The sequence below is a fragment of the Borborobacter arsenicus genome, from assembly GCF_003934165.1.
Classification (GTDB): domain Bacteria; phylum Pseudomonadota; class Alphaproteobacteria; order Rhizobiales; family Rhizobiaceae; genus Pseudaminobacter; species Pseudaminobacter arsenicus.
Genome location: NZ_ML133510.1, coordinates 159,742 through 185,650 on the forward strand (window position 1 = coordinate 159,742; position 25,909 = coordinate 185,650).

The following is a 25,909-nucleotide window of genomic DNA, read 5'->3' on the forward strand; positions in this document are numbered from 1 at the left end:
CGGTTCTTTTGTTTTCAGGACCGGCCTTTCTGTTTGGAGTTTGTGCGATGCCGATCAAGATCCCCGATCAGCTCCCCGCCCACGAGGTGCTTGTGCGCGAAGGCGTGTCCGTGATGGACGAGCGCACGGCGCTGCGCCAGGACATTCGCCCGCTGCAGATCGGGCTCCTCAATCTCATGCCCAACAAGATCCGTACGGAGACGCAATTCGCGCGCCTGATTGGTGCGACGCCGCTGCAGGTCGAGCTGACGCTGGTGCGCATCGGCAATCACAAGGCCAAGAACACGCCCGAGGACCACCTCATCTCCTTCTACCAGACCTGGGAGGAAGTGAAGGACCGCAAGTTCGACGGCTTCATCGTCACCGGCGCGCCGATCGAACTCTTGCCCTTCGAGGACGTCACCTACTGGGATGAGCTCAGGCGTATCTTTGAATGGACGACCACCCATGTCCATTCTTCCTTCTTCATCTGTTGGGGGGCGATGGCCGCCGCATGGCATTTCCATCGGGTTCCGAAATACACGCTCGACAAGAAGGCCTTCGGCGTCTTCCGGCATCGCAACAATGCACCTGCCTCGCCTTACCTTGCAGGCTTTTCAGATGATTTCGCCATTCCCGTCTCGCGCTGGACGGAGGTGCGCCGCACCGACATTCCGGCAGGCTCGGGGTTGAACCTGCTTATGGAATCGGACGTGACCGGCCCCTGCCTGCTGGCTGAGGCAACGGGCAACCGGCTCTATATGTTCAACCACATCGAATATGATTCCATGTCGCTCAAGGAGGAATACGACCGCGACGTGGCCGCTGGCACGGAAATCGCCGTGCCGCATGAATATTATCCGGACAACGATCCGGCCCGCCAGCCGCTCAACCGCTGGCGCTCGCACGCCCATCTGCTCTTCGGCAACTGGATCAACCAGGTCTATCAGACCACGCCTTACGAACTGGAAGATGTCGGAGGGGATCTCTCCCCGACCACGACATAGGGCCTGGCGGAAGCGCTATCGCCGCAGGCTTGCCTCGATCAGCAGGTCGGCATTGGCCGCGATCGAGGCTGCCGGGCCTCCTGGCCCGAAAAGCTGGCCGGAGACATAGGCGCCCTCGATCAAGAGCAGCAGGCCGTCACCCAGTATGTCCGGGTTCCTAGCGCCCATCTCGGTCGCCATGGCCCGCAGGCGGCTACGCAGCTCGCTCTTGTTCGCCTCGCCCACCAGCCGCGCCGGATGGCCGATCTCGGGATATTCGATCGCCGCATTGGTCATGCCGCAGCCGCGATAGTCCGGCATGACCGCGCGCGTGCCGATGCCGGCCAGAAACGCCAAAATCTGCTTGCGCGGCTCTCCGGGATGCTTGGCCACGGCCGCATCGAAGCGCTTCCAGAACTCGACCTCGTAAAGGCGCAGATAGGAAGCCGCCAATTCGTCCTTGGAGGAAAAACTGCGATAGAGGCTGGGCTTGGTAACGCCGGCGCGGCGCACGATCTCGTCGACGCCGATGGCGCGGATGCCCTGCCGGTAGAAGAGGTTGCGCGCCACTTCGAGGATACGCTCGGCAGCTCGCGGCGAGGGTCGCCCGACCGCCATATGTGATGGCGGTGCGGTCACTTTGTCAGCATCTTTGGCAGCTTCGCCTGTCATTTCCCCGTTGCCCGCTTGACTTTGTTACCGATCGGTACGTATCTAGGCAAAACTCTTACGTACCGGTCAGTAACATGAACATAGTGCAGACTCGACCGTTTGGCCAGCGCTACGCTTTCGTGGTGGTGGCGGTGATCTTCCTGGCGCTGCTGATCTCGGCGGGGCTGCGCTCGGCGCCGGGCGTGCTCATGCTGCCGCTGGAAGACGCCTTCGGCTGGCGGCGCGACACCATTTCTGTGGCGGCGGCCATCGGCATCTTCCTCTACGGCCTGGCCGGTCCTTTTGCCGCCGCGCTGATGGACCGCGTCGGCTTGCGGCGCACCCTTCTGGGCGCGCTGGCGCTGATGTCGCTGTCGACCGCTGCCAGCCTGTTCATGACCGAGGCGTGGCATCTGGTCATGACCTGGGGGATCTTTTCCGGCATCGGTTCAGGCGCCGTCGCCTCCGTTCTGGGCGCGACCATCGTCAATCGCTGGTTCAAGACCAATCGCGGCCTGATGATGGGGCTGATGTCGGCAAGCAGCGCCACCGGCATGCTGGTGTTCCTGCCGGCCATGGCGGCGCTGGCGCAATCGGGCGGCTGGAAGCCGGTGGTGATCGCGGTTTCGGTCGCCATGGCGGCGCTGCTGCCGCTGGTCTATTTCCTCGTGCCGGAGCGCCCGGCCTCCATCGGCCTGACACGCTACGGGGCTACCGAGGACGAACCGCATGTGGCCCCAAAGGGCAATTTCATCCTACTCACTTTGGGCACATTGCGGCAGGCGGCGCGCACCCGCGTGTTCTGGTATCTGTTCGCGACTTTTTTCGTCTGCGGCTTCACCACCAATGGCCTGGTCGGCACCCATCTCATCGCCTATTGTGGCGACATGGGCATTCCGGAGGTGCAGGCTGCCAGCCTGCTGGCGTTGATGGGAGTATTCGACCTGATCGGCACCACGCTTTCGGGCTGGCTGACGGATCGCTTCGATCCGCGCAAGCTGCTCGGCATCTATTACGGCATTCGTGGCCTGGCCCTGATCTATCTTCCCTTCTCCGGTTTTTCGGCCACCAGCCTGACCATCTTCGCCATCTTCTACGGCCTCGACTGGATCGCCACCGTGCCGCCGACGCTGCGTCTTTCCAACGAGGCCTTCGGCGACCGCAGCGGGCCGCTGGTGTTCGGCTGGATCGTCGCCGGCCATCAGGTCGGCGCGGCGACCGCCGCTTTCTTCGGTGGCTATCTGCGCGAGCTTCAGGGCGACTATGTGCTGGCGTTCCAGATTGCCGGCATGACGGCGATCGTGGCTGCGGTGCTGTCGATGCTGATCGGCCCGACCAGGCAACAGGAAGCTCTGGCGCAACCGGCGTAATACGTATCGGTTAGCGCAGCGCCGGCCGGGCTCCCGGCGACAGAACCGGCACGAATACGCGCCGCGATGCACGCGCTGCAACCGGCACGCCCTGATAGAGGCGTTTTTGCGCCTCCACCACCACGACGCCGGAAAAGATCGGCCAGAAGTGGCGGCCGACCCGTTCCAGCAGACGGTGGGAACGCAGCACGAAACCGCGCTGAGAGGGCGGAAACAGCAGCGCCTCGGACCAGGCAGCGGGCGTGAAATTGGCGTCGCGCAGCAATTCGTTCAACTGGCTGCGCGAGAAGGGTCGGCCGGTGCCGAACGGGGTATGTTCGAAGCGCGCCCACACGCCACGCCGGTTCGGCACGACAATGACCACGCGCCCGGCCGGCGACAACACACGCCAGATCTCCTTCAGCGTCTCGCGCGGGTTCTCGGCATGTTCGAGCGAATGGACGAGCAGCATGCGGTCGATTGACGAATCAACCAGCGGCAATTCCTCATCAAACACCAGCGCCGTTGCCGAGGGCCGCGCCGGCGGCCAGTTCACGGCTCCCTGCGTCGCCGGCATGAAGGCGAAGACGCGCTCGGCGTCTACCCCCAAACGGTCGAGCCAGGGCAGGGCATAGCCGAGCCCCACCAGGCGCTCATTGGGGACATTGGCCCAGATCGATGAAAGCGCCATGCCGATGGATTGGGCGGCAATGCCGCCCAACGGGGTGCTGTAAAACGAGCGCAGATCGACGATATCCGAATTCATGCAGCGGACGGTAGCGGCGTTGCCGCCGAAGTTCAACGAAGGCCGTAGCCACAGGTGACACAGGCTGGTGCTCGCCCTATCCTTCAGGCTGCTTTGCGCAATTTTTAATCCCGTTTCATGGAGCCGGCCAATGACCCTTCGGATCGAACAATTCATGTGCCGGAGCGACAATTTCGGCGTTCTGGTGCATGACGGTCAGAGCGGCCAGACCGCACTGATCGACGCGCCGGAGGAAGCGCCGATCCTGGCGGCAGTGCACCGCACCGGCTGGACGCCTAACCTGATCCTGACCACGCATCACCACACCGATCATGTCGAGGCCAATCTGGCGCTGAAGAAGCGGTTCGGCCTGCGCATCATCGGCCCGGAAGCCGAGGCAGCAAAAATTCCCGGCATCGACGAGACGGTCGAGGATGGTTCGGTGCTCACCTTCGGCACTCATCAGGTGCATGTCATAGAAACGCCCGGCCATACTGCAGGCCATGTCTGTTATTATTTTCCGGCAGCCAAGGTGGCGTTCACGGCCGACACGCTTTTCGCGCTGGGCTGTGGCCGGCTGTTCGAACGGCCTGCGGCGTCTATGTTCGCGTCGTTGAAGAAACTTGCCGCACTGCCGGCTGAAACCACGATCTATTGCGGCCACGAATACACGCAGGCCAACGCCCGTTTTGCGCTGTCGGTTGATCTGACCAATTCCGCGCTAAAGGAACGCGCGGCCAGGATCGACCGCCAGCGGGCGGAGGGAAAGCCGACGCTTCCCACCACGATGGCCGAGGAACTGGCAACCAATCCGTTCCTGCGCTGGCACGACAAGACGATCAGGAAGAATCTCGGACTGGAGAATGCCGCCGATGAGGAGGTGTTTGCCGAGTTGCGTAAGCGAAAGGACCTGTTTTGACGCCGCAGAACAGCGTCAGGCTTCCACCTTCGCTCGGGGGCGCGTGCCGCCGAACAGCATGGATTTGGCCGCCAGCACCGCACCGCCGGTGATGAGGGCGCAGGCGGCGAGGATATTGAGCGTCGGTTCGGCAAAGCCGGCGAAAATCAGCACCAGCGTCGAAAGCAGCGGGGCGGCATAGCTGGCCGCGCCCAATATCTGGATATTGCCGCGCTTGACGCCGTGGTCCCAGGTGTAGAAGGCCGCGCCGACCGGCATCAGGCCCAGGCCGACAACAGCGAGCCATTGGCCGGCGGTCGCGGGCAGCACCGTTTCCTCCAGCAGCAGATGGCACAGGAAGGAAAGCAGCGCCGTCGCCGCGCAGAACCAGGTGACGATGCTGGTCGGCACCGAGGCGAAGCGGCGTGACAACAGCGAATAGCCCGACCAGAAGAAGGCGCAGACGCCGGCCATCGCATAGCCGAACAGATAGCGGCTTTCAAAGGCGAGGCCGCCGCCCTTGGTGACGATGAGAACGGTGCCGGCGAGGCCAAGCAGCGCACCGGCGATGTGGTTCCAGCGCAGTCTTTCGCCCGGCATCAGCGCCGAACCGAGCACGATCAGAAGCGGCCACAGATAGGCGATCAGGCTTGCCTCCACTGCCGGTGCATTGCGCAGCGCGGTGAAATAGAAGAAATGATAGCCGAACAGGCCGACAATGCCGACCATCCATACCTGCGGCGGGATTTTCTGCCGCTCTGGCGCGGTGCCGGTGACGAGGCGCGCGACAAGGCCCACACCGGTGCCTATAGTGAATGTGATCGCTGAAAGCAGGAAGGGCGGCACCGAGCCCGACGCATCGGTAAGCAGTGCCAGCAGCGCCCACATGGCGACCGCCGAAAAGCCGATGAGTGTTGCCCGCCCCATGATCCCTCCGCAGGGACCACCACCTGTCCCTAATTACCCGGCTCGAACTTGCGCGCACGGATGGTGACCGTGCCGATCTGCGTACCGACCGTGGCATAGATCGGGGCATATATGCCGGTTGTGCCGACGGGTGCAAATGCAATGGCGATCTTGCTGCGGTTGCGCAGGTACTCGATCGACCTGTGGCCCTTGCGATAACCGGCGACAGGCACAAAGCGCGCATTGCAAAACACCGCCTTGCCCTCATATCCCGCAATTGAGACCGGCTCCGTGGAAGAGTAGTTGAGCACCAGATCGGCGCGCATCTCGCCATCGAACATCTTGACCGTGCGTCCGCAAATCTCCTTCGGATTGTCGGCCCGGACCAGTGTCGCCGAGATCGGATCAGCGACCGCGCGCAGATCGGCCGTTGCGACCGGCACCCAATCGCTGCCGCGCTTTTTCAGCGGCGGAACATTGACGGTCCTGGCGACATTGCCGCGGGCAAAGCTGATCTCGGTCCTTTGCGCTTTCTTGCCGGACACATAGTCGGAGGCGAAGCTTTCCGGGCGCGGGCGCGGGCCGGAAAAGCGGCCCGATGCGGAGATCGTTCCCTTGGTGCTGTCGAAGATCTTGGCGAGGCCGGCACTGGCCATCGATCCGCGAACCGAGAATCTGTCGCCCTGGAAGGTGCTGGAAAAGCTGGAGCGCGCCACAGTGAAGCCGAGGAGGGATAGGGAGTACTCGCTCTGGAACGACGCTGCTTTTGTCTCGGCAGCAGCCGGCACCGCTGATGCCGCCGCGGCAAACCCCAGAAAGACGAATTTCGCAAGTCGCTTCATGCAAGACCACCTCTTGAAACCGAACATCGTTCGGTTGCGCGATCCCTCCCGGTTGCATAAAGGTGCCAAATCCGGCCTTATTGTGAAGAGGCCATGGTGCGGAAAGCACGCCGGTGCTTGACGCCTTGGCCAAATGACACTAAGGAACGCCGACTTTTCCATGCGGTCGCCTGATCCGACTGCGCGCCGGGTATTGGTGCGTCATGATCGTTTGGCCCGTTCAAGATTCGAAGGTAAGTGAAAAATGTCCCGCGCATGTGAACTGACCGGCAAGGCCGTTATGTCCGGCAACAATGTAAGCCACGCCAATAACAAGACGCGTCGCCGGTTTTTGCCCAACCTCGTCAATGTGACGCTGATCTCCGAGGCGCTGAACCAGAATGTGCGTCTGCGCATTTCGGCCAATGCCCTGCGCTCGGTCGAGCATCGCGGCGGCCTCGATGCCTTCCTCGTGAAGGCTGATGCCGAAGAGCTTTCGCAGCGCGCGCGCCTTTTGAAGAAGCAGATCGCCAAGAAGATCGCCGAACAGGCCGCAGCATAACGCATTTTCCAGGCGGGGGACGACCGCCTACCGGGAACATGGTCATCTCGAGCCATGTTCCACTGGTTCCATCACCCAGGCTAAAAAAATGAAATTTTCTCCCAGATATTTGCCCTTCGTGGCTGCCATGGCGCTTGTGGTCGTGGCGGCCAACATACTCGTCCAGTTTCCCGTGCAGGGACAACTGGGCCCGCTCGCCCTTGCCGACATCCTCACTTGGGGCGCCTTCGCCTATCCCATCGCCTTCCTTGTCACCGACCTCGCGAATCGTCGCTACGGCCCGCGCATGGCCCGGCGCGTGGTCTTTGTCGGCTTCATGGTCGCGGTAGTCTGCTCGATCGTGGTGCCGCCATTACTGTTTCAATATGGCCTGATCGAATTCGAAACGGCGTCAGACCGGCTGGTGCGCATCGCCATGGCCTCCGGTTCCGCCTTCCTGTCGGCGCAACTGCTCGACGTGACGGTGTTCAACTGGCTGCGTCGCCAGTCCTGGTGGCGCGCGCCGATCTTCGGCACTCTGGCCGGTTCCGTCATCGACACTGCAATCTTCTTTACGATCGCCTTCGCGGCTGCCTTCGCCTTCGCCGGACCCGGCGACGACTTCGCGCTGCAAACGGCGCCCTTGATGGGGGTGCTTCCCTTCGAGGCTTCCCGCTGGGTGTCCTGGGCGCTTGGCGATATGGGGATGAAGCTGGTCATCGCCGTGGTGGCGCTGATTCCCTATCGGCTCATCGCCGCACGCTGGAGCCAGCCCGCCGTCGCCGTCTGATGGAGACGTCGTTCTTCTTGCGCGATGCCACCGTCGTGGCGCAGAGCCTCATCGGCGCCACCATCGAGATCAATGGCGCCGGCGGCATGATCGTGGAGACGGAAGCCTACCTGCCCGACGATCCGGCCTCCCACAGCTTTCGCGGCCGTACCGAGCGCAACGCGGCAATGTTCGGCCCGGCAGGCCACGCCTATGTCTATCGCTCCTACGGCGTGCACTGGTGCCTCAATTTCGTCTGCACGCCAGGCAGCGCGGTGCTGATCCGCGCCATCGAGCCGAAAACCGGCCTCGATCTCATGAGCGAGCGGCGCGGAACCAGCGACATCAGGTTGCTGTGCGCCGGTCCCGGCCGGCTCAGCCAGGCATTGGCGATCGACCGCTCGCATGACGGAACCGCCCTTCACGGCGGCCAGTTTCGGCTCGCTGTCGCCAAGCGCGATATCGAAATCTCGGTCGGCAAGCGCATCGGCATCCGCAAGGCGGTCGACCAGCCATGGCGCTTCGGACTTGCAGGCTCGCCTTTCGTCAGCCGACGCTTCCCGCAGATATCGCTTCAGGCCTCAGGATATTAACCCGAAGTCCCGTCCATTTATCCCTTCAGCACGTCGGCCCATTCGGGATGGCGGCGAAACTGCGCGGCGGCAAAGGGGCAAAGGGGGATGATCTTCTTGCCGGCAGAGCGGGCATCCTCGACAGCCCGCGTCACCAGCCTGAGCCCCGCGCCCTGGCCGCGAAAGGCGTCAGGAACCTCGGTATGGTCGATGATGATCTGGTGTTCGCCGACCTTGGTGAAAGTCATTTCCGCTTCCGCCCCGTCTGGAGCACGCAGGAAATAGCGCCCCTTCGAGCCTTTGTCCTCAAGGGCGATTTCCGGCAATTCTTGCGTCATTATGTGCTCCGATTCTATCTGGATAAGGCATCATGCGGCTTTGACGGCAGCGAGGAAACCGCGCGCTGCCTCGATTTCGTTCTGGCGCATTTCATGGCCGCCATCATGCCATTCCAGCGTCACCTCCGCGCCTTCGGCACGCAGATAGCTGTCGAGCCGCAAGGTCAGTTCCGGCGGGCAGATAGGGTCCCTGCGGCCGGCGGTGATGAGGATGCGGCGGCCGGAAAGATCGCCCTTTACGTCCGGTTTGAACGGGATCAGCGGATGCATCAGCACGGCGGCATCGAATAGCGCCGGTTCGGCAAAAATCAGCGAGGCCAGGATATTGGCGCCGTTGGAAAAACCGAGGCCGATGACGGATGAAGGCTTGGCCTCCTCGATATGAGCGCGCACGAACCCCGCCATCTTCGTCGTCCGCAGCGCGAGATCGTCCATGTCGTAGACGCCCTCGCCGGTGCGGCGGAAGAAGCGTGCCGCCCCGTATTCGGAAACATCGCCGCGCGGCGAGATGGCGGCAATCCCCGGCAGCAGTTCGAGCGCCAGCCCCAGCATCTGGTTTTCATTGCCGCCGGTGCCGTGGAAGAGGAACGCAAGCGGTCCGCCGGCGGTGCCGGGCAGGGTGGTGAATGTGTAAGCGTCCTTGGACATTTCGAACCTCCTTCGCTACAGCAAGAGGACGAAAGCCCTGGGCGCTGACGCAACAGATACATATTTGGGCAAGGAGACGGCCAATGTCCATAAAGGAGACGATGGAAGCCAAGCTGAGTGCTGCCTATGCGCCGGAGCGGTTGGCGGTGATCAATGAAAGCCATCTTCATGCCGGCCATCATCACGAAGCCTCCGGCCATCGTGTCACCTATGACGGCACCGGGGAGACGCATTTTCGTGTACGGATCGTCTCGGCGGCTTTCTCGGGCATGAGCCGTGTCGACCGCCATCGTTCCGTCAACGCGCTTCTGGCGGATGAATTCGAGGCCGGCCTTCATGCGCTGGCGATCGAAACCGCGGCGCCGGGCGAACCCACCCGCTGGTAGGTCGAGAACGCATTTCGCCGTCTCGGCTGTCATCCAACCGTCACATATATCCATTAGTCTGGATATATGGATGAACAGGAAGCAATTGACGCTCTCTCAGCACTGGCGCAGCAAACGCGCCTCGACGCCTTTCGCCAACTGGTTGCGGCCGAGCCCGAGGGCATGGCGGCCGGCGACCTGGCGCGTCTGCTCGATATCCCCCAGAACACGCTGTCGGCTCATCTCGCCATCCTGACCCGTGTCGGGTTGACCGAAAGCCGGCGCCAGAGCCGATCGATCATCTATCGCGCGAAGCTTTCCACCGTTCGGGACCTGACGTTGTTTCTGTTGAAAGACTGCTGCCACGGCAGATCGGAAATCTGCGCGCCACTTCTTGCCGAACTCAATCCTTGTCTCGATGCCTGCAGGTAAACCATGGCCGATCGCCCCTTCAACGTCCTGTTTTTGTGCACCGGTAACAGTGCTCGGTCGATCCTGGCCGAGAGCATACTGGAAAAAGACGGCGCCCCACGCTTCAAGGCCTATTCCGCAGGCAGCCAGCCCAAGGGGGCCGTCAATCCCTTCGCGCTCAAGGTTCTTGAGAGCTATGGGTATCCGGTGGCCGGCTTTCGCTCGAAAAGCTGGGAGGAGTTTTCGTCTCCCGATGCTCCCCAAATGGATTTCATCTTCACCGTCTGCGACAACGCCGCCGGTGAAGCCTGCCCCGTCTGGCCGGGCCATCCGGCCAGCGCCCATTGGGGGATCGACGATCCCGCCGATGTCGGCGTAAGCGATCTTCAGCGGGAAGCGGCCTTCGTCACCGCCTTCAGATATTTGAAGAACCGAATCTCGGCCTTCACCGCGCTGCCGCTCGAAAGCCTCGATCGGCTTTCGCTTGCAACCAGGCTTGCCGGCATCGGGAATCTCGAAGGGGCCTCCAAGCCACTCGACAAGGGTTCCAAATGAGTGCGCCTGCCGGACGCATTCTCGCCGAGGGTCTCGGCTCTGCGCTCCTGCTCGCCGCCATTGTCGGGTCGGGGATCATGGCCTCGAAGCTTGCCGGCGGCAATGTCGCGCTGGCGCTGCTTTGCAATGCCCTGCCGACCGGCGCGATGCTGGTTGTGCTCATCCAGATCTTCGGACCTGTCTCAGGCGCGCATTTCAATCCGGTGGTCACGCTTGCCCTTGCCTTTGCGCGACGCTTTCCATGGCGGGATTGCGCTCCCTATATAGCGGCACAACTTGCCGGTGCGGTTTTCGGCGTTTGGGCTGCCCACATGATGTTCGAGGTGCCGCTGTTGCAGCTATCGGCCACCGCTCGCACAGGCCCTGGCCAATGGTTGGCGGAGACGATCGCGACCTTCGGGCTCGTTCTCACCATATTCGGCTGCATTTCCCGGGCGCCTGCTTCCACTGCGATGGCAGTCGGACTCTACATCACCGCCGCCTTCTGGTTCACGGCGTCGACATCTTTTGCCAATCCGGCGGTGACGGTTGCGCGCGCGCTCACCGATACGTTTACCGGGATCAGGCTCGTGGACGTCATGCCCTTCATCATCGCGCAATGCGTCGGCGCATCCATCGGTGCAATGGCGGCTGCGGTGCTATGGCCCGGAGCATGTCTCCCGAAAGTGGGAACCGTTTTCGGGGAAAAGACATGCGCAAAAACAAAGGCCTAATGCGCGACAAGCGAATCTGAAAGATCGCGACGCGCTTCAAACCGGCTGAGAGGGGCGCGTCAGCGGCTGCACCTCCGGTGCTGCCGGCCTGATCCTGATCCGCGTTATCCGGTTCTTCTCGCGCTTCATGACGATGAAGCGCTTGCCGTGGAAAGTGAAGGACTGCTTCTCCTCGGGGATGGACTGCGTCTCGTGGATGACCAGCCCCGCCACCGTCACAGCCTCGTCATCGGGCAACTGCCAGTCCAGCGCCCGGTTGAGGTCGCGGATCGGGACCGATCCGTCGACCACGATCGAGCCGTCTGCCTCCTGGCGTACACCCTGCATGTCGACATCATGTTCGTCGGCAATCTCGCCGACGATTTCCTCGATGATGTCCTCCAGCGTGACCAGTCCTTCCAACTCGCCATATTCGTCGACGACGAGCGCAAAATGCGCCTTGCGGCGTAAAAAGGCGTTGAGCTGTTCCTGAAGCGTGGTCGTGTCCGGCACGAACCAGGGCTTGGAGGCGATCTTCAGCACATCGATGCGCGAGAAATCGTTCCCCACCTCGTCCAGCGCCCGCAGCAGGTCCTTGGCATGCAGGATGCCGACAATGTTGTCGGTGGAGCCGCGCCACAGCGGCATGCGCGTGTGCGGGCTTTGCAGGATCTCGTGCACGACCGCCTCCGGCGGATTGTCCACATTGACCGAGCGCATGCTCAGCCGGTGAACCATCACGTCCGAAACATCGAGATCGTCGAGATCGAGGAGCCCGCCGACGCGGTTTTGATTTGGCCTGCCACCATTTTCCCGAACGGAGTCCGCCGAGGCGGCGCGCGGCTCTTCATCTTTGGATTGCGGCGTCTCGATCCGGCGCAATTCATGGCCGAACGCCGCAAGAAGCCGCGTGCGAAACGCCAGCGCGGCCAGAACCAGCGCGACAAGAATGCCGGGAAAGAGCAGTTCGGCTCTCATTCCGGATGGTTCTCCCGGAGAAAGGCCAGAACTTCGGAAGCAGGCACGTCCTTGGCAATGAAGGACTGGCCGATGCCGCGGGTGAGGATGAAGGTAAGCTTGCCGCGCGAGACCTTCTTGTCCTGGGCGATATAGGCGAGCAGCCTTTCGGCATCGGGCAGTTGGCCGGGAATGTCGGGCATGCGCCAAGGCAGGCCGACGGCCCGCAAATGCGCCTCGACGCGGGCGGCGTCGTCTGGCGATGCAAGGTTCATCCGCGCCGAGAAGCGATGGGCCAGCGCCATGCCGATGGCAACACCTTCACCGTGAACCAGCCGGGTGCCGTCATAGCCGGTCGCAGCCTCCAGCGCATGGCCGAAGGTGTGGCCGAGATTGAGCAGCGCCCGGTCCCCGGTCTCGAATTCGTCCCGGGCCACCACATCGGCCTTGGCCCGGCAGGATTGCGCAATCGCCTCGGCTCGGGCCGGTCCGCCGGCAAAAATCTCCTGCCAGTTGCGCTCCAGCCAGGCAAAGAAGTCCGGCCGGTCGATCAGCCCGTATTTGGCGACTTCCGCGTAGCCGGCACGAAACTCCCGCCGCGGCAGTGTGTCCAGAACATCGGTGTCGGCCAGGACGAGGCGCGGCTGGTGGAAGACGCCGACGAGATTCTTGCCATGGGCGCTGTTGATACCGGTCTTGCCGCCGACGGAGGAGTCGACCTGCGCCAGCAGGGAGGTCGGCATCTGGATGAAATTCATGCCCCGCCTGACGATGCCTGCCGCAAAGCCGGCCAGATCGCCGATGACGCCACCGCCAAGCGCGATGACCGCATCACCCCGCTCCAGTCGTGCGGCAAGCACACCGTCCACGACTTGCTGCAGCGCGGCAAAGCTCTTCGTCTTTTCGCCGGCCGGCAGGGTGATTGCGGTGGAGGCGATGCCTGCCTTTTCGAGGCTTTCGGAAAGCGCGGCGAGATGAGCAGCGGCAACGTTCTCGTCGGTAATGATCGCAGCGCGAATGCCCGGCAGCCTTGCGGCAATTTCGGCCCCGGCTCTGGCGACCAGACCCGAGCCGATCAGTATGTCGTAGGCTCGATCGCCGAGGCCGACCACGACCTTTACGGCTTCCTGGCTACTCATGGCGTCGTGGTCTCCGCTGCGCCGGGCGCGCACAGATAGGGCCCGAGTTGATCGATGACTTCGGCTGCGATCACTTCCTTGCGCTCGTCCCGGGTCGTCACCGTGACATCGGCGGTGCCATAGACCGGATAGCGTTCGGCCATCAGCCGTTCCATGACGCCGCGCGGATCGGGATTTTGCAGCAGCGGGCGTGCGCGATTCTTGCCGACGCGATCCATCAGCGTATCGATATCGGCTTTCAGCCACACCGAGACGCCATGCTCGGCAATCGCCGCGCGTGTCTGCGCATTCATGAAGGCGCCACCGCCGGTCGACAGAACCTGCGGGCCCCCTTCCAGCAAGCGCAGGATGACGCGCTGCTCCAGCGCCCGGAACTCCGGCTCGCCGTAACGCTCGAAAAGCTCCGGCACGCTCATGCGCGAGACCTCTTCGATTTCATGGTCGCTGTCGATGAAATTCAGGCGCAGCATGCCGGCCACCTTGCGGCCGATCGCCGTCTTGCCGGCGCCCATCAGGCCGACAAAGACAATCGAACGCTTGCCAAGCTGCTTTACTATCTCCGCTTGCGTCCAGACTGCGTTTTGCGAGGCCTTATCCATGGGCGCGTTTCGACATCAAATCCCCGGTTGCGTCAAGGGTTCGCTGCACGCCCTTGAAATGACACGACGCACGTCCCATAACGGCACGGCACCAAAACTAGGCCTTCGCATATGCCGACCTTATTCCGGTTCATCGTCACGCTTGCCGTTCTGGCCGGCCTTGCCTATGCGGCGATGTTCGCCCTCGTCACCTATGTCGAGCCGAAGAAGGGCGAGATCACCATCCGGATTCCGGCAGACAAGATCAATCCGCAGCAATAGCCATGAAAAGCGCTGTGCGCATCGAGGCTTTTCTGGAGATGATGAGCGCCGAGCGCGGCGCGGCCGACAACACGCTTGCTTCGTACCGGCGCGACCTGGAAGACGCTGCCGAGGCAGTCGGCGATCTGGCCGCTGCGCAAACCGCGGACATTCGAACCTATCTGGGCGAGATTGCAGCACGGGGGTTTGCGTCTTCTTCGCAGGCCCGCAAGCTGTCGGCACTGCGGCAATTCTTCAAGTTTCTCTATATGGAAGGTTTGCGGGCGGACGACCCGACGGGCACCCTCGATAGCCCAAGAAAAGAACGCTCACTGCCCAAGACGATGAGTGAGGCGGAGACGGGTCGTCTCATCGACCGGGCCGCAACGGAAGCAGGCGACCCGGCGCTAGGCGATGCGGCGCGGCTGGCGGCGCTGCGGCTCCACGCGCTGGTGGAGGTGCTCTATGCGACGGGCTTGCGCGTTTCCGAGCTGGTCAGCCTGCCGCTCAGCGTTGCCTTGCGCGACGAGCGCTTCTTCATCGTGCGCGGCAAGGGCGACAAGGAGCGCATGGTGCCGCTTTCGGCCAAGGCGCGCGAGGCCATGCGGGCCTGGCTGGGCGAGCGCGGCACGATGCCGGCCTATGAAGACAACCCCTATCTTTTCCCCGCAGCTTCCGAGAGCGGCCACTTGCCGCGGCAGATATTCGCCCGCGACCTGAAGGCACTGGCAGCGCGCGCCGGCATTTCAGCCGCCAAGATCTCGCCCCACGTGCTGCGCCATGCCTTTGCCAGCCACCTTCTGCACAATGGTGCCGATCTGCGGGCAGTCCAGCAATTGCTCGGGCATTCCGACATATCGACGACACAAATCTACACCCATGTGCTCGAAGAACGACTGGTGCGACTGGTCAACGATCATCATCCGCTTGCCGACAAGACAAGCTGACGTTATGTGAAAGCACGTTTTCGCGGCGCCGCACCCGGCTGTTGAGGGTGGAGGCTGCCATTGGTATCCCGACATATTGGTCCGCCCACGCATGTACAATTATCTCGATTTCGAAAAACCGGTCGCTGATCTTGAAGGAAAGATCCTTGAACTGAAGAAACTTGCAGAAAATGGCGAGGCGATCGATGTCGGCGACGAAATCATCCGGCTCGAGAAGCGTTCCAAGGAAGCGCTGCGCGATGCCTACAAGGCGCTGACGCCATGGCAGAAGGTCCAGGTGGCGCGCCATCCCGACCGGCCGCACTGTCTCGATTACATCAGCACGCTGTTTACCGACTTCACGCCGCTGGCGGGCGATCGCACCTATGGCGAGGACAACGCCATCGTCGGCGGTTTCGCCCGCTTCCGCGGCGAACCGGTCGCGGTCATGGGTCAGGAAAAAGGCTCCGACACCAAGAGCCGGTTGAAGCACAATTTCGGCTCACCGCGCCCTGAAGGCTACCGCAAGGCGGTGCGCATCATGGAGCTGGCGGACCGCTTCTCGATCCCGCTGGTGTCGCTGGTCGACACCGCAGGCGCCTATCCGGGCGTCGGCGCCGAAGAGCGGGGACAGGCCGAGGCCATCGCGCGATCGACCTCGGCATGCCTGGCGCTGAAAGTGCCTTCCATCTCGGTCGTCATCGGCGAGGGCGGCTCGGGCGGCGCCATCGCGATTGCCACGGCAAACCGCGTCTACATGCTCGAACACGCCATCTATTCGGTGATCTCGCCGGAGGGGGCAGCCTCGATCCTGTGGCGCGACACCACGCGGTCCAAGGATGCCGCGACCAATATGAAGATCACCGCGCAGGACCTGCTCGCCCTCAAGGTGATCGACGCCATCATCCCCGAACCGCTGGGCGGAGCGCACCGCTCTCCCGACATGGTGATCAAGTCCACGGGCGATCTGATCGCCAAGACTTTTGCTGATTTTTCTGCAAATCCGGTCGATTTTCGCGAGAAACGCCGCGAAAAATACTTGGCAATCGGCCGAAATCTCTGAATTCGGAGCGAAATACGCGGAAAATAGTGGCTGCATGGAGTCAGGATTGTGGCAAAACCACATCCGCTGCCGGTTTCCCGCCACAAAATTGCCGTCACTCTCCGGTCAAAGACGAAGCTGTCTGCGGGGACGGTTGCTGCTTGTGGTAATCAATTTTCAAGGTTAACGGCATAGCGTCGCGTACCGTGAAGACATACGGATCGGTGGGATGTGCAACCCGCCGGGCCAATGGGAAACGAAGACGATTTTTCATGCCGCTGATTGCCGATTTCGCCCGCGCCGGATTGCTGATTGTCACGCTGATGGCGGCGGGCTGCAGCGAATCGACTACCTTTGAAGACCTTTCTCCCAAGGCCGACAAGCAATTGTCGCCCAAGCTCGTTGCGGAGATGAAGGCCAAGGGCATGGAGCGCAATGCACCAATCCTGGCGCGCATCTTCAAGGAGGAAGGCAAGGTCGAGATCTGGAAGCAGAAGACCACCGGCCGCTACGACATCATCGCCACCTACGATATCTGCAAATGGTCGGGCAAGCTCGGGCCCAAATTCATCGAAGGCGACCGACAGGCTCCCGAGGGCTTCTATACCGTGCGTCCGGCGCAGATGAAGCCGAACTCGCAATATCATCTGGCCTTCAATATCGGCTATCCCAACGCCTATGACCGCGCCAATGGCCGCACCGGCTCCAACCTGATGGTGCATGGCGCCTGCTCGTCTTCCGGCTGCTATTCGATGACCGACGCGCAGATGGAGCAGATCTACGCATTCGGCCGCGACGCCTTCAAGGGCGGCCAGACCGAGTTCCAGATCCAGTCATTTCCCTTCCGCATGACCGCGGCCAATATGGCGCGCTATCGCAACGACCCGAATTATGAATTCTGGAAGATGCTGAAGGAAGGCTACGACCATTTCGAGATCACGAAAGTGCCGCCGAAGGTCGATGTGTGCGAGAAGCGCTACGTCTTCAACCGGGTTACCGAAGGCGGCGAGGCCTTGTCGCCCACCGGCGCTTGCCCGGCCTTCACCCAGCCCGATTCGCTGAAAATGGCCTATCAGTCCTATCAGTCGACCTATGAGGCAGCCTTCTCCAGCGCCGTCAATAAAAGCTCTGTTGCGCCCAAGCCGACCATTGCCGGCTTGAAGGAGGCCAATATCGTGTCCGATTGGACGCGCAAGCGGGCACGTGGCGAGCGCGTGCCGATCGAGCCGCCATCACTGGAGGCCGATGGTTCCGTTTCTGTGACTTCCCGCATGGGCCGCATCGATTCGCCTGCCGGTAAGCGCATGGCCGCGCTGGAAGAAGCTGAGGCCGCCAAGAAGAAGGCCGCCGAGGACAAGAAGCGGGCGGCCGAGGAAAAGGCTGCGGCGGCCGCATTGGCCAAGGCAGAAAAATCGGCACCCGCTCCCGCGCCGGCTCCGGTCACCGCAGATGCCGGGCAGATCGCCGTCATTCCGCCGGAAGCCGCCACCGCACCCGAACAGGCCACGGAAAAGCCTGGACTGCTTGGCAGTGTACGCAAGCGTATCGGCAACATCTTTGGAAGCTGAGGCCGTATCTTGCCTGCGGAAGCCAGTATCTATGATCTCAAGGGACTGAACTGCCCGCTGCCGGTCCTGAAGGCCCGCAAGCGGCTTGCCGGCCTTCAGCCGGGCACGCGGCTATGGCTTGAAACCACCGATCCGCTGGCGGTCATCGACGTTCCCGCCTTCTGCACCGAGAGCGGGCACAAGCTGATCGAGACGCAGACGGTGGAAGGCGGTCACCGTTTCCTGGTCGAACGCGGCGATTGATATAATCACAAGATCATCGGGGGTGGGAGAGGGCGGCTCGCCGGTCGCCAAGCTTCCGAACGTGGCTGCTATTTCATCTCCAGCAGGCGTTCCAGATAATTTCGCTCCAGTTCCGGGCTGAGCGCATTGCCGAGCCGCTTGCGGATGGCATCGAGGATACGACGCGCGCGCTGCACGTCGATTTCATCCGGCACCTTGACCGAGTCGCCGAAATCCGGGCCGGTTGTGGCGCGGGGGCGTCCAAGCGGGTCGCGGTCGGAATTCTGCTGGCGGCCACCCTCTTCGCTGCCGCCTTCCTCGCCCTGCATCGCCTGCTGCATTTGCTGCATCATATCCTGCGCGCCCTTGCGCAGGGCTTCGAGCGCGCGGCCCTGCTCGCCGACCGCCCGCTCGCCTTCGCCCTGACCAAGCGCGCCTTCCGCTTCACCCATGGCTTCGCCCGCCTCGCCGAAGCCTTCTCCCGGCTGGATGCCCAGGCCTTCGAGCCCCTTTTTCAGCCCTTCGAGATCGTCCTGGAGCTGGCCTTGGCCTTCCTGCAGGCGCTTCATCGCCTCGGCAAATTCTTCAGGCGTCATCGGGCTGCCCTGCTGGCCCTGACCGGGCTGCTGGCCTTCTCCCTGTTCGCCGAATTCCTCGCCGCGCTGCTGGTCTCCACGCTGCATCTGATCCATACGGAAGGTTTCGTTCATCATCTCCTGCTGGCGCCGCATGATCTCGCCGAGCTTGTCCATCTGCTTGCGCATTTCGCTCTGGTCGCCATGCTGGCCGGGCTGTTGCTGGCGCCGGGCCTGAAGATTGTTCATCATGTCCTGAAGCTGCGACAGCAACTCCTGCGCCTGCTCGCGATTTCCGGATTTGGCCAGGTTCTCGATCTGGTCCATCATGCGTTCAAGATCGCTCTGGCGCAGTTCCTGACCGTTCTGCGGCATCTGGTCGGCAAGGTTCGGGTCCTTGGCCGCGCGCTCGGCATATTCGCGCAGGAAGTCCGCCATGGCCTCGCGAAGCTCCTTCATGAGCTTGTCGATTTCCTCGTCGCTCGCACCATTTTCCAGTGCCTGCTTCAGGGCCTCCTGTGCCTGGCGCAGGCGTTTTTCGGCGTCCGAGAGCGATCCGTCCTCGATTGCGAGCGCCATCTCCCAGAAATAGTCGGCGACCGAGCGCAACTCGTCGTCACTCGAGGCCATCTTGAGCTGCGAGCGGCCAGCCATCAGGCCGAGGAAATGCGCCATGGACTTGATGGTGTCTTCCGGGCGAAGCGTGATGGCGTCGATCAATTCCAGCACATAGGGTTTCTGCTTGGCATCGAGCGCCAGGATGCGGCGATGCTCGACCACTGCCCTGGCCAGCGGGTTGGAGAACGGCCGCTCCGGCAGGGCGAAGGTCTTGGTCTCGCTCAGACCTTCCTGTCCTGCATCGTCGGTCACCTTTAGCCTCAGCGTGACGGTGCTGCCGGCCCAGGCATGTTCGGTGAGGTCGCGCGAAGCCTTCACTGCGCCATTCTTGCCGCGCCGGGGTACGGTCAAGGGCATCTCCGGCGCCTTATAGAGCGGATGCGTATCTGCCCCCGGCTCCTCGGCAAGCGCAAACTCGGCTTCGGCCGAGGCTGCGCCATAATCGTCCGTGATTTCGTAATGAAGTTCGAGCGCGCCATTGACCGCGCGCTTGGGCTCTTCGGTGAAGCGGATTGTCGGCGCCTTGTCCGGGACTATCGTGAAAGCCCAGTTCTGCAATTCGCCGCTGCCCGACTGCAGGCTGAGCATGCCGTCATGGTCAAGCTTGTCGGCGAACTGGCGCGTCGAGAACTGCGGCCCTGTCGTTACAGGCTTTGCCGTCTCGCCGCTGGCCTTGGGGGTAATCTCGCGCACCATGCCCTTGGCGTCGGTAAAGGAAAGCGTTTCGTCTCCGGCACCTCCGGTGACGCGCAGGGAAACTTCGCTGCCTTGCGGCACGGTAAAGCTCGCCGCCTGCTGGTTTTGGTCGGCCGTCAGCAGAATGGGCGCCTTGCCGGTATAGGAGGGCGGCGTCACCCAGGCATCGATGCGCGGCGGAATGGATTCGAATGCCGTGCCCATATGGAACGCATCGTCGAGCCGTCCGCCGAGCGGGCTGTGCGAAAAGGCGAAGGCCACGACGAGAAGCAATGCAGCTGCGGCGCGGAGGCCCCAGGGGTCACGTTCCGGCACCCGCGCCCGCGGCAAATCGCTGCCGAAGCCGCCGAGTTTTTCGGCCATGCGCCGTTGATGCTCACGCCACAGAGCCTCGGCAAACAGGCCGCCCTTGCCGCTCGGGCGATCGGTCTGCACCTGCACCGGCGTGTGCAGCATCTCATTGGCGCTTTCGATGCGCCGGTCGATTTCGGATGCGGAAGGGTGACGGTAAAAACGCAGCGGATAGAGCGCGGCAAGGACAGCGACGGCAAACAAAACGGCCAGGCCAAAGCGTGCCATATCCGGCAAAAGGCGAAATACACCGAGCCAGGACAGGCTGACGAACAGGCTGGCGATGACCAACAGCGGCAGCACCAGCGGCCAGCCGCGCTCCACCATCATGCTCGCCGCCGTCAGCAGCCGGATGCGGCCGAGGCGCCGGGCAAAGCCTTGATATGTGTTTTCTGCCGTCGGTTGCGTCATCACCCTTTCCAGGCGGCGGCCACGCGAAGTCGCGGAATCCACCTTAAGAAGAATAGCAGCAATCGCGGCGAAGGCGAGGCGCTGGCGAAAACGTGATCAGAGCCAGTCGGGGATCGAATCCAGCCCGATCAGTTCCTCATAGGTCGGGCGCGGGCGAACGATGTGGAATGCTTCGCCGTTGACCAACACCTCGGGAACGAGCAGGCGTGAATTGTAGGTGCCCGCCTGAACCGCGCCATAGGCGCCGGCAGTGCCGATGGCGATCAGGTCACCTTCTTTCATCCGTGGCAGGTCACGGTCGAGCCCGAGATAGTCGCCGGTCTCGCAGACCGGGCCGACAACATCGACCTTCATGCGTTTGCCATCCGGGTCGGGTTGGACGACAGGACGGATGTCGTGGAAGGCGTCATAGAGCGTCGGGCGCACGAGGTCGTTCATGGCCGCATCGACGATGAGGAAATTCCTGGCGTCGCCTTCCTTCAGATAGATCACCTGCGAGACCAATATGCCGGCATTGCCGGCGATCATCCGGCCGGGCTCGAACATGACCTTGAGGCCAAGCTTGGCGACATGCTTGCGCACGATCTGCGCATAGGCGTCGGGCAGCGGCGGAGGATCGTTGTCGAGCCGGTAGGGAATGCCAAGGCCGCCGCCGAGATCGACATGTTCGATGGCGTGGCCGTCGGCACGCAGCGTGTCCACAAGCTGCGCCAGGAGGGCGAAGGCATCGTCAAAAGGCTGCAGATCGGTGATCTGGCTGCCGATATGCATGTCAATGCCGGTGACTTTCAGGCCGGGCAGGCTGGCTGCACGCGCATAGACCTGCCTTGCGCGCTGCCAGGCGATGCCGAACTTGTTTTCGGCCTTGCCGGTGGAAATCTTCCTGTGGGTCCTGGCGTCGACATCCGGGTTGATGCGCAGCGACACCGGCGCGGTCCTGCCTGATGCAACCGCACGCGCCGAAAGCATTTCGAGTTCAGGTTCGGATTCGACATTGAAGCACAGGATGCGGGCTTCCAGGGCAAGGTCCATCTCGCGTGCGGTCTTGCCGACGCCGGAAAACAGGATCTTGTTGGCCGGAATGCCGGCTGCGAGCGCGCGCCGCAATTCGCCTTCCGAAACCACATCGGCGCCGGCGCCGAGCTTTGCCAGCGTCTTCAGCACGGCCTGGTTGGAATTGGCCTTCATGGCATAGCAGACGAGCGTGTCCAGATCGGCAAACGCCTCGCTGAAGACACGGAAATGCCGTGTCAGCGTTGCCGTGGAGTAGCAATAGAACGGTGTGCCGACCGCGGCTGCGATTTCCGGCAGGGCGACATCTTCGGCATGCAGCACGCCGTCACGATATTGGAAATGGTTCACGTTTTTTCGCCTTGGATCGCCGACGGGTCACGCCGGCATTTGACTGGCTCAGAGCAGCGGATCGAGCAGGAACGGTTTGTCGGCGACAGGTTTTTCCGGCGCTGGCGGCACCGGCTCGCCAGCCTTCTCGGCTTCCTTACGCGCATCCACCGCCGCCTGATAGGGTGTGTCGAGACCCGATTTTCGCCCACAGGCCGTGGTCACGACGCCAAGTGCTGCCAGAAGCACAAGCGTGGTGAAAAATCTGCTGCCGGTCATGCCTGCCATCCGTCCGAGAAATCGTTGCCTGCTTCTACCCAAAATTTGCGCCCATTGCATCCGGCAAATGGGCGCGGTCCTCATGCCTTGAGAATGCGTTTCTTCCAGTAGCGGATTTGCCGGCGAACCTCGCTGGGGGCCGTCCCACCATAAGAAGTGCGGCTCTTCACCGAATTCTGCACGGATAGCACCGAAAACACGTCCCTGGTGATGCCGGAATGGATCGATTGCAGATCCTCAAGCGCAAGCTTCTCCAGCCCCACCTTCTTGCTTTCGGCCAGCGCCACTGCCCGGCCAGTGACATGATGAGCCTCGCGGAAGGGCAGGCCGAGCGTGCGCACCAGCCAGTCGGCAAGGTCGGTGGCGGTGGAATAGCCGGAACCGGCCGCTTTCTTCATGGCCTCGACATTGATCTCCATGTCGCCGACCATGCCGGTCATGGCGGCCAGCATCAGGTCCAGCGTTTCGGCCGTGTCGAACACGGCTTCCTTGTCTTCCTGCATGTCCTTCGAATAGGTCAGCGGCAGGCCTTTCATCACCGTCAGCAGGCCGACCAGATGGCCGTTGATGCGGCCGGTCTTGGCGCGCACCAGTTCGGCGGCGTCGGGGTTCTTCTTCTGCGGCATGATGGAAGAGCCGGTCGAGAAGCTGTCGGAAAGCCGGATGAAGCCGAATTGCGGCGTCGACCAGATGACGATCTCCTCGGCAAGCCGCGACAGATGGGTGGCGCAGATTGCGGCAATGGACAGGAATTCCAGCGCGAAGTCGCGGTCGGATACGCTGTCGAGCGAATTGCGGGTCGGCTCGCGGAAGCCGAGCGCCTTGGCGGTGCGGGCGCGCACGATGGGAAAGCCGGTGCCGGCAAGGGCAGCCGCGCCCAGCGGGCTTTCATCCATGCGCTCCAGCGCGTCGCGGACGCGTGAAAGGTCACGGCCGAACATTTCGACATAGGCCATGCAGTGATGGCCGAAGGTCACCGGCTGCGCCGTCTGCATATGGGTGAAGCCCGGCATGACGGTGGCGGCATGTTCCTCGGCGCGCTTCAGGAATGCTTCGATCAGCCCCTTCAGAGCCTGCGCAACCCGCAGCATCTCGTCCTTGACCCACAGGCGGAAATCGACGGCGACCTGGTCGTTGCGCGAGCGCGCGGTGTGCAGGCGGCCGGCGGCGGGGCCGATCAACTCGGCAAGCCGCGCCTCGATATTCATATGGATGTCTTCAAGCCGGGCGGAGAATTCGAACGCACCGCTTTCGATCTCTCGCAGGATCGTGTTCAGCCCGTGAGCGATTTTTTCTTGATCTTTTTCTTCGATGATGCCCGTTTCGGCAAGCATTTCGGAATGGGCGATAGAACCGCGAATGTCCTGGGCGTAGAGTTTTTTGTCGAAGCCGATCGAGGCGTTGATCGCCTCCATGATCGCCGCCGGACCCGAGGCAAAACGTCCGCCCCACATCGCATTGCTGGCCTTCTTGTCGCTCATCGTGATAACCGGGCTCCGGAGAAAAAATGAATGGCTGACGGAAAGAAACTCATACCGACCGGGCGCCTGCTGGTCATGGCTGCCATTGCCGGGGCACTTGCCGGTGCCGTGGCGGTATATGCCAGCATCACCCTTTCTGGCAACAACGGTGCCCCGCAGCAACCGGCAGTCACCGCAAGCGGCGCCGATGCCGCTTCGTGCGAGGCCAAGGCCGACAAGGCCAAGACGGTGGCCGATGCGGCTACCGGCCAGGTTGCGGCGATGCTGCCGGCAAATCCCCCGCGGTCACTCAAGGCGCTCGCGTTCAACGCGCCCGACGGCAAGCCGATGAGCCTTGCCGATCGTGAGGGCAAGACGCTGCTGGTCAATCTCTGGGCCACCTGGTGTGCGCCGTGCCGGGCCGAGATGCCGGCGCTGAACACGCTGCAGAAGGAGATGGGCAGCGACAAATTCGAAGTGGTGGCGGTCAATGTCGATACCGGCGACGATGAGAAGCCGAAGAAATTCCTTGCCGAGATCGGCGTCGATGCGCTCGGCTTCTATCGCGACAATACGCTCGACCTGTTCAATGAGCTGAAGAAGCGGGGCCTTGCGCTCGGCCTTCCGGTAACTTTGCTGGTCGACGGCGATGGCTGTCTGCTGGCCAATATGAATGGCCCCGCAGAATGGGCAGGCAAGGATGCGAAACATCTGATCGAAACGGCTCTCGACCAGGCGGCCGACGCGACGCCGGGTACTTAGCCGGGGCCTATTCGCATCCGATTTCGCTGCCGCGTTAAAACGAATGCGACACGAAATAAAGACGAAATTCATGCAATGGCAACAAAACCATTGTCCCGCTGTCACATTCCATCGATACTCCCGTTGCGAGATTTAGCTCTTGGCCAATCACGAACGGGAGAAAGACATGAAAATTCAATACGTTGCGACGGGAATTGCCGCGACATTCACCCTTCTTTCGACCTCCAGCGCATTCGCCGTCACCGAGATTTCATGGTGGCACGCCATGACAGGCGCGAATAATGAAGTCGTTGAAACGCTGTCCAAGGAGTTCAATGAAAGCCAGAGCGAATATAAAATCGTTCCGGTTTTCAAAGGTACTTATCCCGAGGCGTTGAACGCCGGTATTGCCGCCTTCCGCGCCAAGCAGCCGCCGCATATCCTGCAGGTGTTCGATGTCGGCACGGGCGTGATGATGGCGGCCGAGGGTGCCGTGAAGCCGGTTGCCGAAATCCTGTCCATGGGCGGCTCCACCTTTGACAAGAGCCAGTATCTGCCGGGCATCGTCGCCTATTATTCGAAGCCTGACGGCACCATGCTGTCATTCCCCTATAATTCGTCCTCGCCGATCCTCTATTACAACAAGGACATTTTCCAGAAGGCCGGGCTCGATGTGGACAACCCGCCCAAGACCTGGCCGGAGGTCTGGGAAGCGGCCAAGAAGATCAAGACCAGCGGTGCAGCTTCCTGCGGCTACACCTCGACCTGGCTGACCTGGATCCACACCGAGAATTTTGCGGCCTGGAACAACCTGCAATATGGCACGCAAGAGAATGGTCTCGCTGGCACCGATGTTGAATTGAAGATCAACTCGCCGGTCTTCGTGAAGCATTTCCAGGAACTGGCCGATCTCGCCAAGGACGGTACGTTCAAATATGGTGGCCGCACTTCCGAGGCCAAGCAGGTCTTCCTATCGGGCGAATGTGGCATCCTCACCGAATCCTCCGGCGGGTTGGGTGACATCGTCAAATCCGGCATGAATTACGGCATCGGCCAGCTTCCTTACGAGCCGACGGCGGAGGGTGCACCGCAGAACACCATTCCGGGCGGCGCCAGCCTGTGGGTGTTTGGCGGCAAGTCCGACGAGGAATACAAGGGCGTGGCGGCCTTCTTCCAGTTCCTGTCGCAAACCGAAATCCAGGCGCGCCTGCACCAGGTGTCGGGCTATCTGCCGGTGACGATGGCGGCCTATGAGGAAACCAAGAAGTCCGGCTTCTACGAGAAGAATCCCGGTCGCGAAACGCCTATCCAGCAGATGATGGGCAAGGAGCCGACCGAGAATTCAAAGGGCGTTCGCCTCGTCAACCTGCCGCAGGTCCGCGACATCCAGAACGAGGAATATGAGAAGATGCTGGCCGGCGAACAGACGGCACAGCAGGCGCTCGACAATGCCGTTTCCCGCGGCAATGCTGCGATCCAGCAGGCCATCGGCAACTAAATAGCAACACACAAGGTAGA

General features: G+C 62.2%; 30 protein-coding genes. 17 read left to right on the top strand and 13 right to left on the bottom strand.

Annotation, left to right across the window (positions count from 1 at the left end; translation table 11 throughout):
- Positions 1 to 47 precede the first annotated feature (47 nt).
- Entirely contained in the window at positions 48 to 986 is a 939-nt protein-coding gene (gene metA / locus EET67_RS04425; RefSeq protein ID WP_128625005.1) for a homoserine O-acetyltransferase MetA, read from the top strand.
- A 15-nt stretch (positions 987 to 1,001) separates the two neighbouring features.
- On the opposite strand, the gene EET67_RS04430 is transcribed toward metA, so the two are convergent.
- Positions 1,002 to 1,583: a TetR/AcrR family transcriptional regulator gene (locus tag EET67_RS04430; RefSeq protein ID WP_128625101.1), complete on the bottom strand. Its 582-nt coding sequence runs from the start codon at positions 1,581 to 1,583 to the stop codon at positions 1,002 to 1,004.
- 128 nt (positions 1,584 to 1,711) lie between these two features.
- Between EET67_RS04430 and EET67_RS04435 the strand changes: the two genes are divergently transcribed.
- Positions 1,712 to 2,986 (top strand): MFS transporter, encoded by a 1,275-nt coding sequence (locus EET67_RS04435; protein WP_128625006.1) that lies wholly within the window; start codon positions 1,712 to 1,714, stop codon positions 2,984 to 2,986.
- A gap of 10 nt (positions 2,987 to 2,996) precedes the next feature.
- Here the strand turns inward: EET67_RS04435 and EET67_RS04440 are convergent, their stop codons facing one another.
- Positions 2,997 to 3,731, bottom strand: a complete 735-nt coding sequence (locus EET67_RS04440) for a class I SAM-dependent methyltransferase (protein ID WP_128625007.1) — start codon at positions 3,729 to 3,731, stop codon at positions 2,997 to 2,999.
- 130 nt (positions 3,732 to 3,861) lie between these two features.
- Here EET67_RS04440 and gloB point away from each other — a divergent pair, with 130 nt between their 5' ends.
- Positions 3,862 to 4,629, top strand: a complete 768-nt coding sequence (gene gloB / locus EET67_RS04445; RefSeq protein WP_128625008.1) for a hydroxyacylglutathione hydrolase — start codon at positions 3,862 to 3,864, stop codon at positions 4,627 to 4,629.
- A 15-nt stretch (positions 4,630 to 4,644) separates the two neighbouring features.
- On the opposite strand, the gene yddG is transcribed toward gloB, so the two are convergent.
- Positions 4,645 to 5,535 carry an aromatic amino acid exporter YddG gene (gene yddG / locus EET67_RS04450; protein ID WP_128625009.1) on the bottom strand — a complete coding sequence of 297 codons (891 nt, stop codon included), beginning with the start codon at positions 5,533 to 5,535 and terminating at the stop codon, positions 4,645 to 4,647.
- 29 nt (positions 5,536 to 5,564) lie between these two features.
- Positions 5,565 to 6,356: a DUF3108 domain-containing protein gene (locus EET67_RS04455; protein WP_128625010.1), complete on the bottom strand. Its 792-nt coding sequence runs from the start codon at positions 6,354 to 6,356 to the stop codon at positions 5,565 to 5,567.
- Positions 6,357 to 6,600: 244 nt separating this feature from the next.
- Between EET67_RS04455 and rpmB the strand changes: the two genes are divergently transcribed.
- The 3 genes from rpmB (at position 6,601) to EET67_RS04470 (ending at position 8,238) form a co-directional block, all read left to right on the top strand.
- The gene (gene rpmB / locus EET67_RS04460) at positions 6,601 to 6,897 is read left to right on the top strand and encodes a 50S ribosomal protein L28 (protein WP_128625011.1); all 297 of its coding nucleotides are present in this window, start codon (positions 6,601 to 6,603) and stop codon (positions 6,895 to 6,897) included.
- An 88-nt stretch (positions 6,898 to 6,985) separates the two neighbouring features.
- Positions 6,986 to 7,666 (top strand): queuosine precursor transporter, encoded by a 681-nt coding sequence (locus EET67_RS04465; protein WP_128625012.1) that lies wholly within the window; start codon positions 6,986 to 6,988, stop codon positions 7,664 to 7,666.
- Entirely contained in the window at positions 7,666 to 8,238 is a 573-nt protein-coding gene (locus tag EET67_RS04470) for a DNA-3-methyladenine glycosylase (RefSeq protein ID WP_128625013.1), read from the top strand. The genes EET67_RS04465 and EET67_RS04470 overlap by 1 nt, the downstream gene beginning before the upstream one ends.
- Positions 8,239 to 8,255: 17 nt before the next feature.
- Here EET67_RS04470 and EET67_RS04475 read toward each other — a convergent pair whose 3' ends face one another.
- A complete protein-coding gene (locus tag EET67_RS04475) occupies positions 8,256 to 8,555 on the bottom strand; it encodes a GNAT family N-acetyltransferase (protein ID WP_128625014.1) in 300 nt (99 codons plus the stop codon).
- A 30-nt stretch (positions 8,556 to 8,585) separates the two neighbouring features.
- On the bottom strand, positions 8,586 to 9,203 hold the full coding sequence (locus EET67_RS04480; RefSeq protein WP_128625015.1) for an alpha/beta hydrolase: 618 nt from the start codon (positions 9,201 to 9,203) through the stop codon (positions 8,586 to 8,588).
- A gap of 83 nt (positions 9,204 to 9,286) precedes the next feature.
- Between EET67_RS04480 and EET67_RS04485 the strand changes: the two genes are divergently transcribed.
- From EET67_RS04485 to EET67_RS04500, 4 genes are all read left to right on the top strand, one after another.
- Positions 9,287 to 9,589: a BolA family protein gene (locus EET67_RS04485; RefSeq protein WP_128625016.1), complete on the top strand. Its 303-nt coding sequence runs from the start codon at positions 9,287 to 9,289 to the stop codon at positions 9,587 to 9,589.
- A gap of 66 nt (positions 9,590 to 9,655) precedes the next feature.
- Positions 9,656 to 10,000: an ArsR/SmtB family transcription factor gene (locus EET67_RS04490; protein ID WP_128625017.1), complete on the top strand. Its 345-nt coding sequence runs from the start codon at positions 9,656 to 9,658 to the stop codon at positions 9,998 to 10,000.
- Positions 10,001 to 10,003: 3 nt separating this feature from the next.
- The gene (locus EET67_RS04495) at positions 10,004 to 10,534 is read left to right on the top strand and encodes an arsenate reductase ArsC (RefSeq protein WP_128625018.1); all 531 of its coding nucleotides are present in this window, start codon (positions 10,004 to 10,006) and stop codon (positions 10,532 to 10,534) included.
- Positions 10,531 to 11,247, top strand: a complete 717-nt coding sequence (locus tag EET67_RS04500; RefSeq protein ID WP_128625019.1) for an aquaporin — start codon at positions 10,531 to 10,533, stop codon at positions 11,245 to 11,247. Before EET67_RS04495 ends, EET67_RS04500 begins: the two co-directional genes overlap by 4 nt.
- A 36-nt stretch (positions 11,248 to 11,283) precedes the next feature.
- Here EET67_RS04500 and EET67_RS04505 read toward each other — a convergent pair whose 3' ends face one another.
- The 3 genes from EET67_RS04505 to EET67_RS04515 are packed head-to-tail and all read right to left on the bottom strand — an operon-like array spanning position 11,284 to position 13,921.
- Entirely contained in the window at positions 11,284 to 12,204 is a 921-nt protein-coding gene (locus EET67_RS04505; RefSeq protein WP_128625020.1) for a transporter associated domain-containing protein, read from the bottom strand.
- Positions 12,201 to 13,322, bottom strand: a complete 1,122-nt coding sequence (gene aroB, locus EET67_RS04510; protein ID WP_128625021.1) for a 3-dehydroquinate synthase — start codon at positions 13,320 to 13,322, stop codon at positions 12,201 to 12,203. Before aroB ends, EET67_RS04505 begins: the two co-directional genes overlap by 4 nt.
- Positions 13,319 to 13,921, bottom strand: coding sequence for a shikimate kinase (locus tag EET67_RS04515; protein ID WP_128625022.1), 603 nt, complete (start codon positions 13,919 to 13,921; stop codon positions 13,319 to 13,321). Before EET67_RS04515 ends, aroB begins: the two co-directional genes overlap by 4 nt.
- A 111-nt stretch (positions 13,922 to 14,032) precedes the next feature.
- Between EET67_RS04515 and EET67_RS04520 the strand changes: the two genes are divergently transcribed.
- The 5 genes from EET67_RS04520 to EET67_RS04540 all read left to right on the top strand — a co-directional run bounded on the left by EET67_RS04520 (position 14,033) and on the right by EET67_RS04540 (position 17,940).
- Positions 14,033 to 14,182, top strand: coding sequence for a histidine kinase (locus EET67_RS04520; protein ID WP_128625023.1), 150 nt, complete (start codon positions 14,033 to 14,035; stop codon positions 14,180 to 14,182).
- Positions 14,183 to 14,184: 2 nt separating this feature from the next.
- Positions 14,185 to 15,108 (top strand): site-specific tyrosine recombinase XerD, encoded by a 924-nt coding sequence (locus EET67_RS04525; RefSeq protein WP_128625024.1) that lies wholly within the window; start codon positions 14,185 to 14,187, stop codon positions 15,106 to 15,108.
- Positions 15,109 to 15,199: 91 nt separating this feature from the next.
- Positions 15,200 to 16,150 (top strand): acetyl-CoA carboxylase carboxyltransferase subunit alpha, encoded by a 951-nt coding sequence (locus EET67_RS04530; protein WP_128625025.1) that lies wholly within the window; start codon positions 15,200 to 15,202, stop codon positions 16,148 to 16,150.
- 257 nt (positions 16,151 to 16,407) lie between these two features.
- Positions 16,408 to 17,697, top strand: coding sequence for a L,D-transpeptidase family protein (locus EET67_RS04535; RefSeq protein WP_165899785.1), 1,290 nt, complete (start codon positions 16,408 to 16,410; stop codon positions 17,695 to 17,697).
- 9 nt (positions 17,698 to 17,706) lie between these two features.
- Positions 17,707 to 17,940, top strand: a complete 234-nt coding sequence (locus EET67_RS04540) for a sulfurtransferase TusA family protein (protein WP_128625027.1) — start codon at positions 17,707 to 17,709, stop codon at positions 17,938 to 17,940.
- Between the two features lie 68 nt (positions 17,941 to 18,008).
- Here EET67_RS04540 and EET67_RS04545 read toward each other — a convergent pair whose 3' ends face one another.
- The 4 genes from EET67_RS04545 to argH form a co-directional block, all read right to left on the bottom strand.
- Positions 18,009 to 20,570: a TIGR02302 family protein gene (locus tag EET67_RS04545; RefSeq protein ID WP_128625028.1), complete on the bottom strand. Its 2,562-nt coding sequence runs from the start codon at positions 20,568 to 20,570 to the stop codon at positions 18,009 to 18,011.
- A 96-nt stretch (positions 20,571 to 20,666) separates the two neighbouring features.
- On the bottom strand, positions 20,667 to 21,932 hold the full coding sequence (gene lysA, locus EET67_RS04550) for a diaminopimelate decarboxylase (protein ID WP_128625029.1): 1,266 nt from the start codon (positions 21,930 to 21,932) through the stop codon (positions 20,667 to 20,669).
- Positions 21,933 to 21,980: 48 nt separating this feature from the next.
- Complete coding sequence (locus tag EET67_RS04555; protein WP_128625030.1) at positions 21,981 to 22,190, bottom strand: lipoprotein; 210 nt, start codon at positions 22,188 to 22,190, stop codon at positions 21,981 to 21,983.
- 80 nt (positions 22,191 to 22,270) lie between these two features.
- On the bottom strand, positions 22,271 to 23,671 hold the full coding sequence (gene argH, locus EET67_RS04560; protein ID WP_128625031.1) for an argininosuccinate lyase: 1,401 nt from the start codon (positions 23,669 to 23,671) through the stop codon (positions 22,271 to 22,273).
- Between the two features lie 30 nt (positions 23,672 to 23,701).
- Between argH and tlpA the strand changes: the two genes are divergently transcribed.
- Both tlpA and ugpB read left to right on the top strand, forming a co-directional pair.
- Positions 23,702 to 24,412, top strand: a complete 711-nt coding sequence (gene tlpA / locus EET67_RS04565) for a thiol:disulfide interchange protein TlpA (RefSeq protein ID WP_128625032.1) — start codon at positions 23,702 to 23,704, stop codon at positions 24,410 to 24,412.
- A gap of 166 nt (positions 24,413 to 24,578) precedes the next feature.
- Complete coding sequence (gene ugpB, locus EET67_RS04570; RefSeq protein WP_128625033.1) at positions 24,579 to 25,889, top strand: sn-glycerol-3-phosphate ABC transporter substrate-binding protein UgpB; 1,311 nt, start codon at positions 24,579 to 24,581, stop codon at positions 25,887 to 25,889.
- Positions 25,890 to 25,909: the final 20 nt, after the last annotated feature.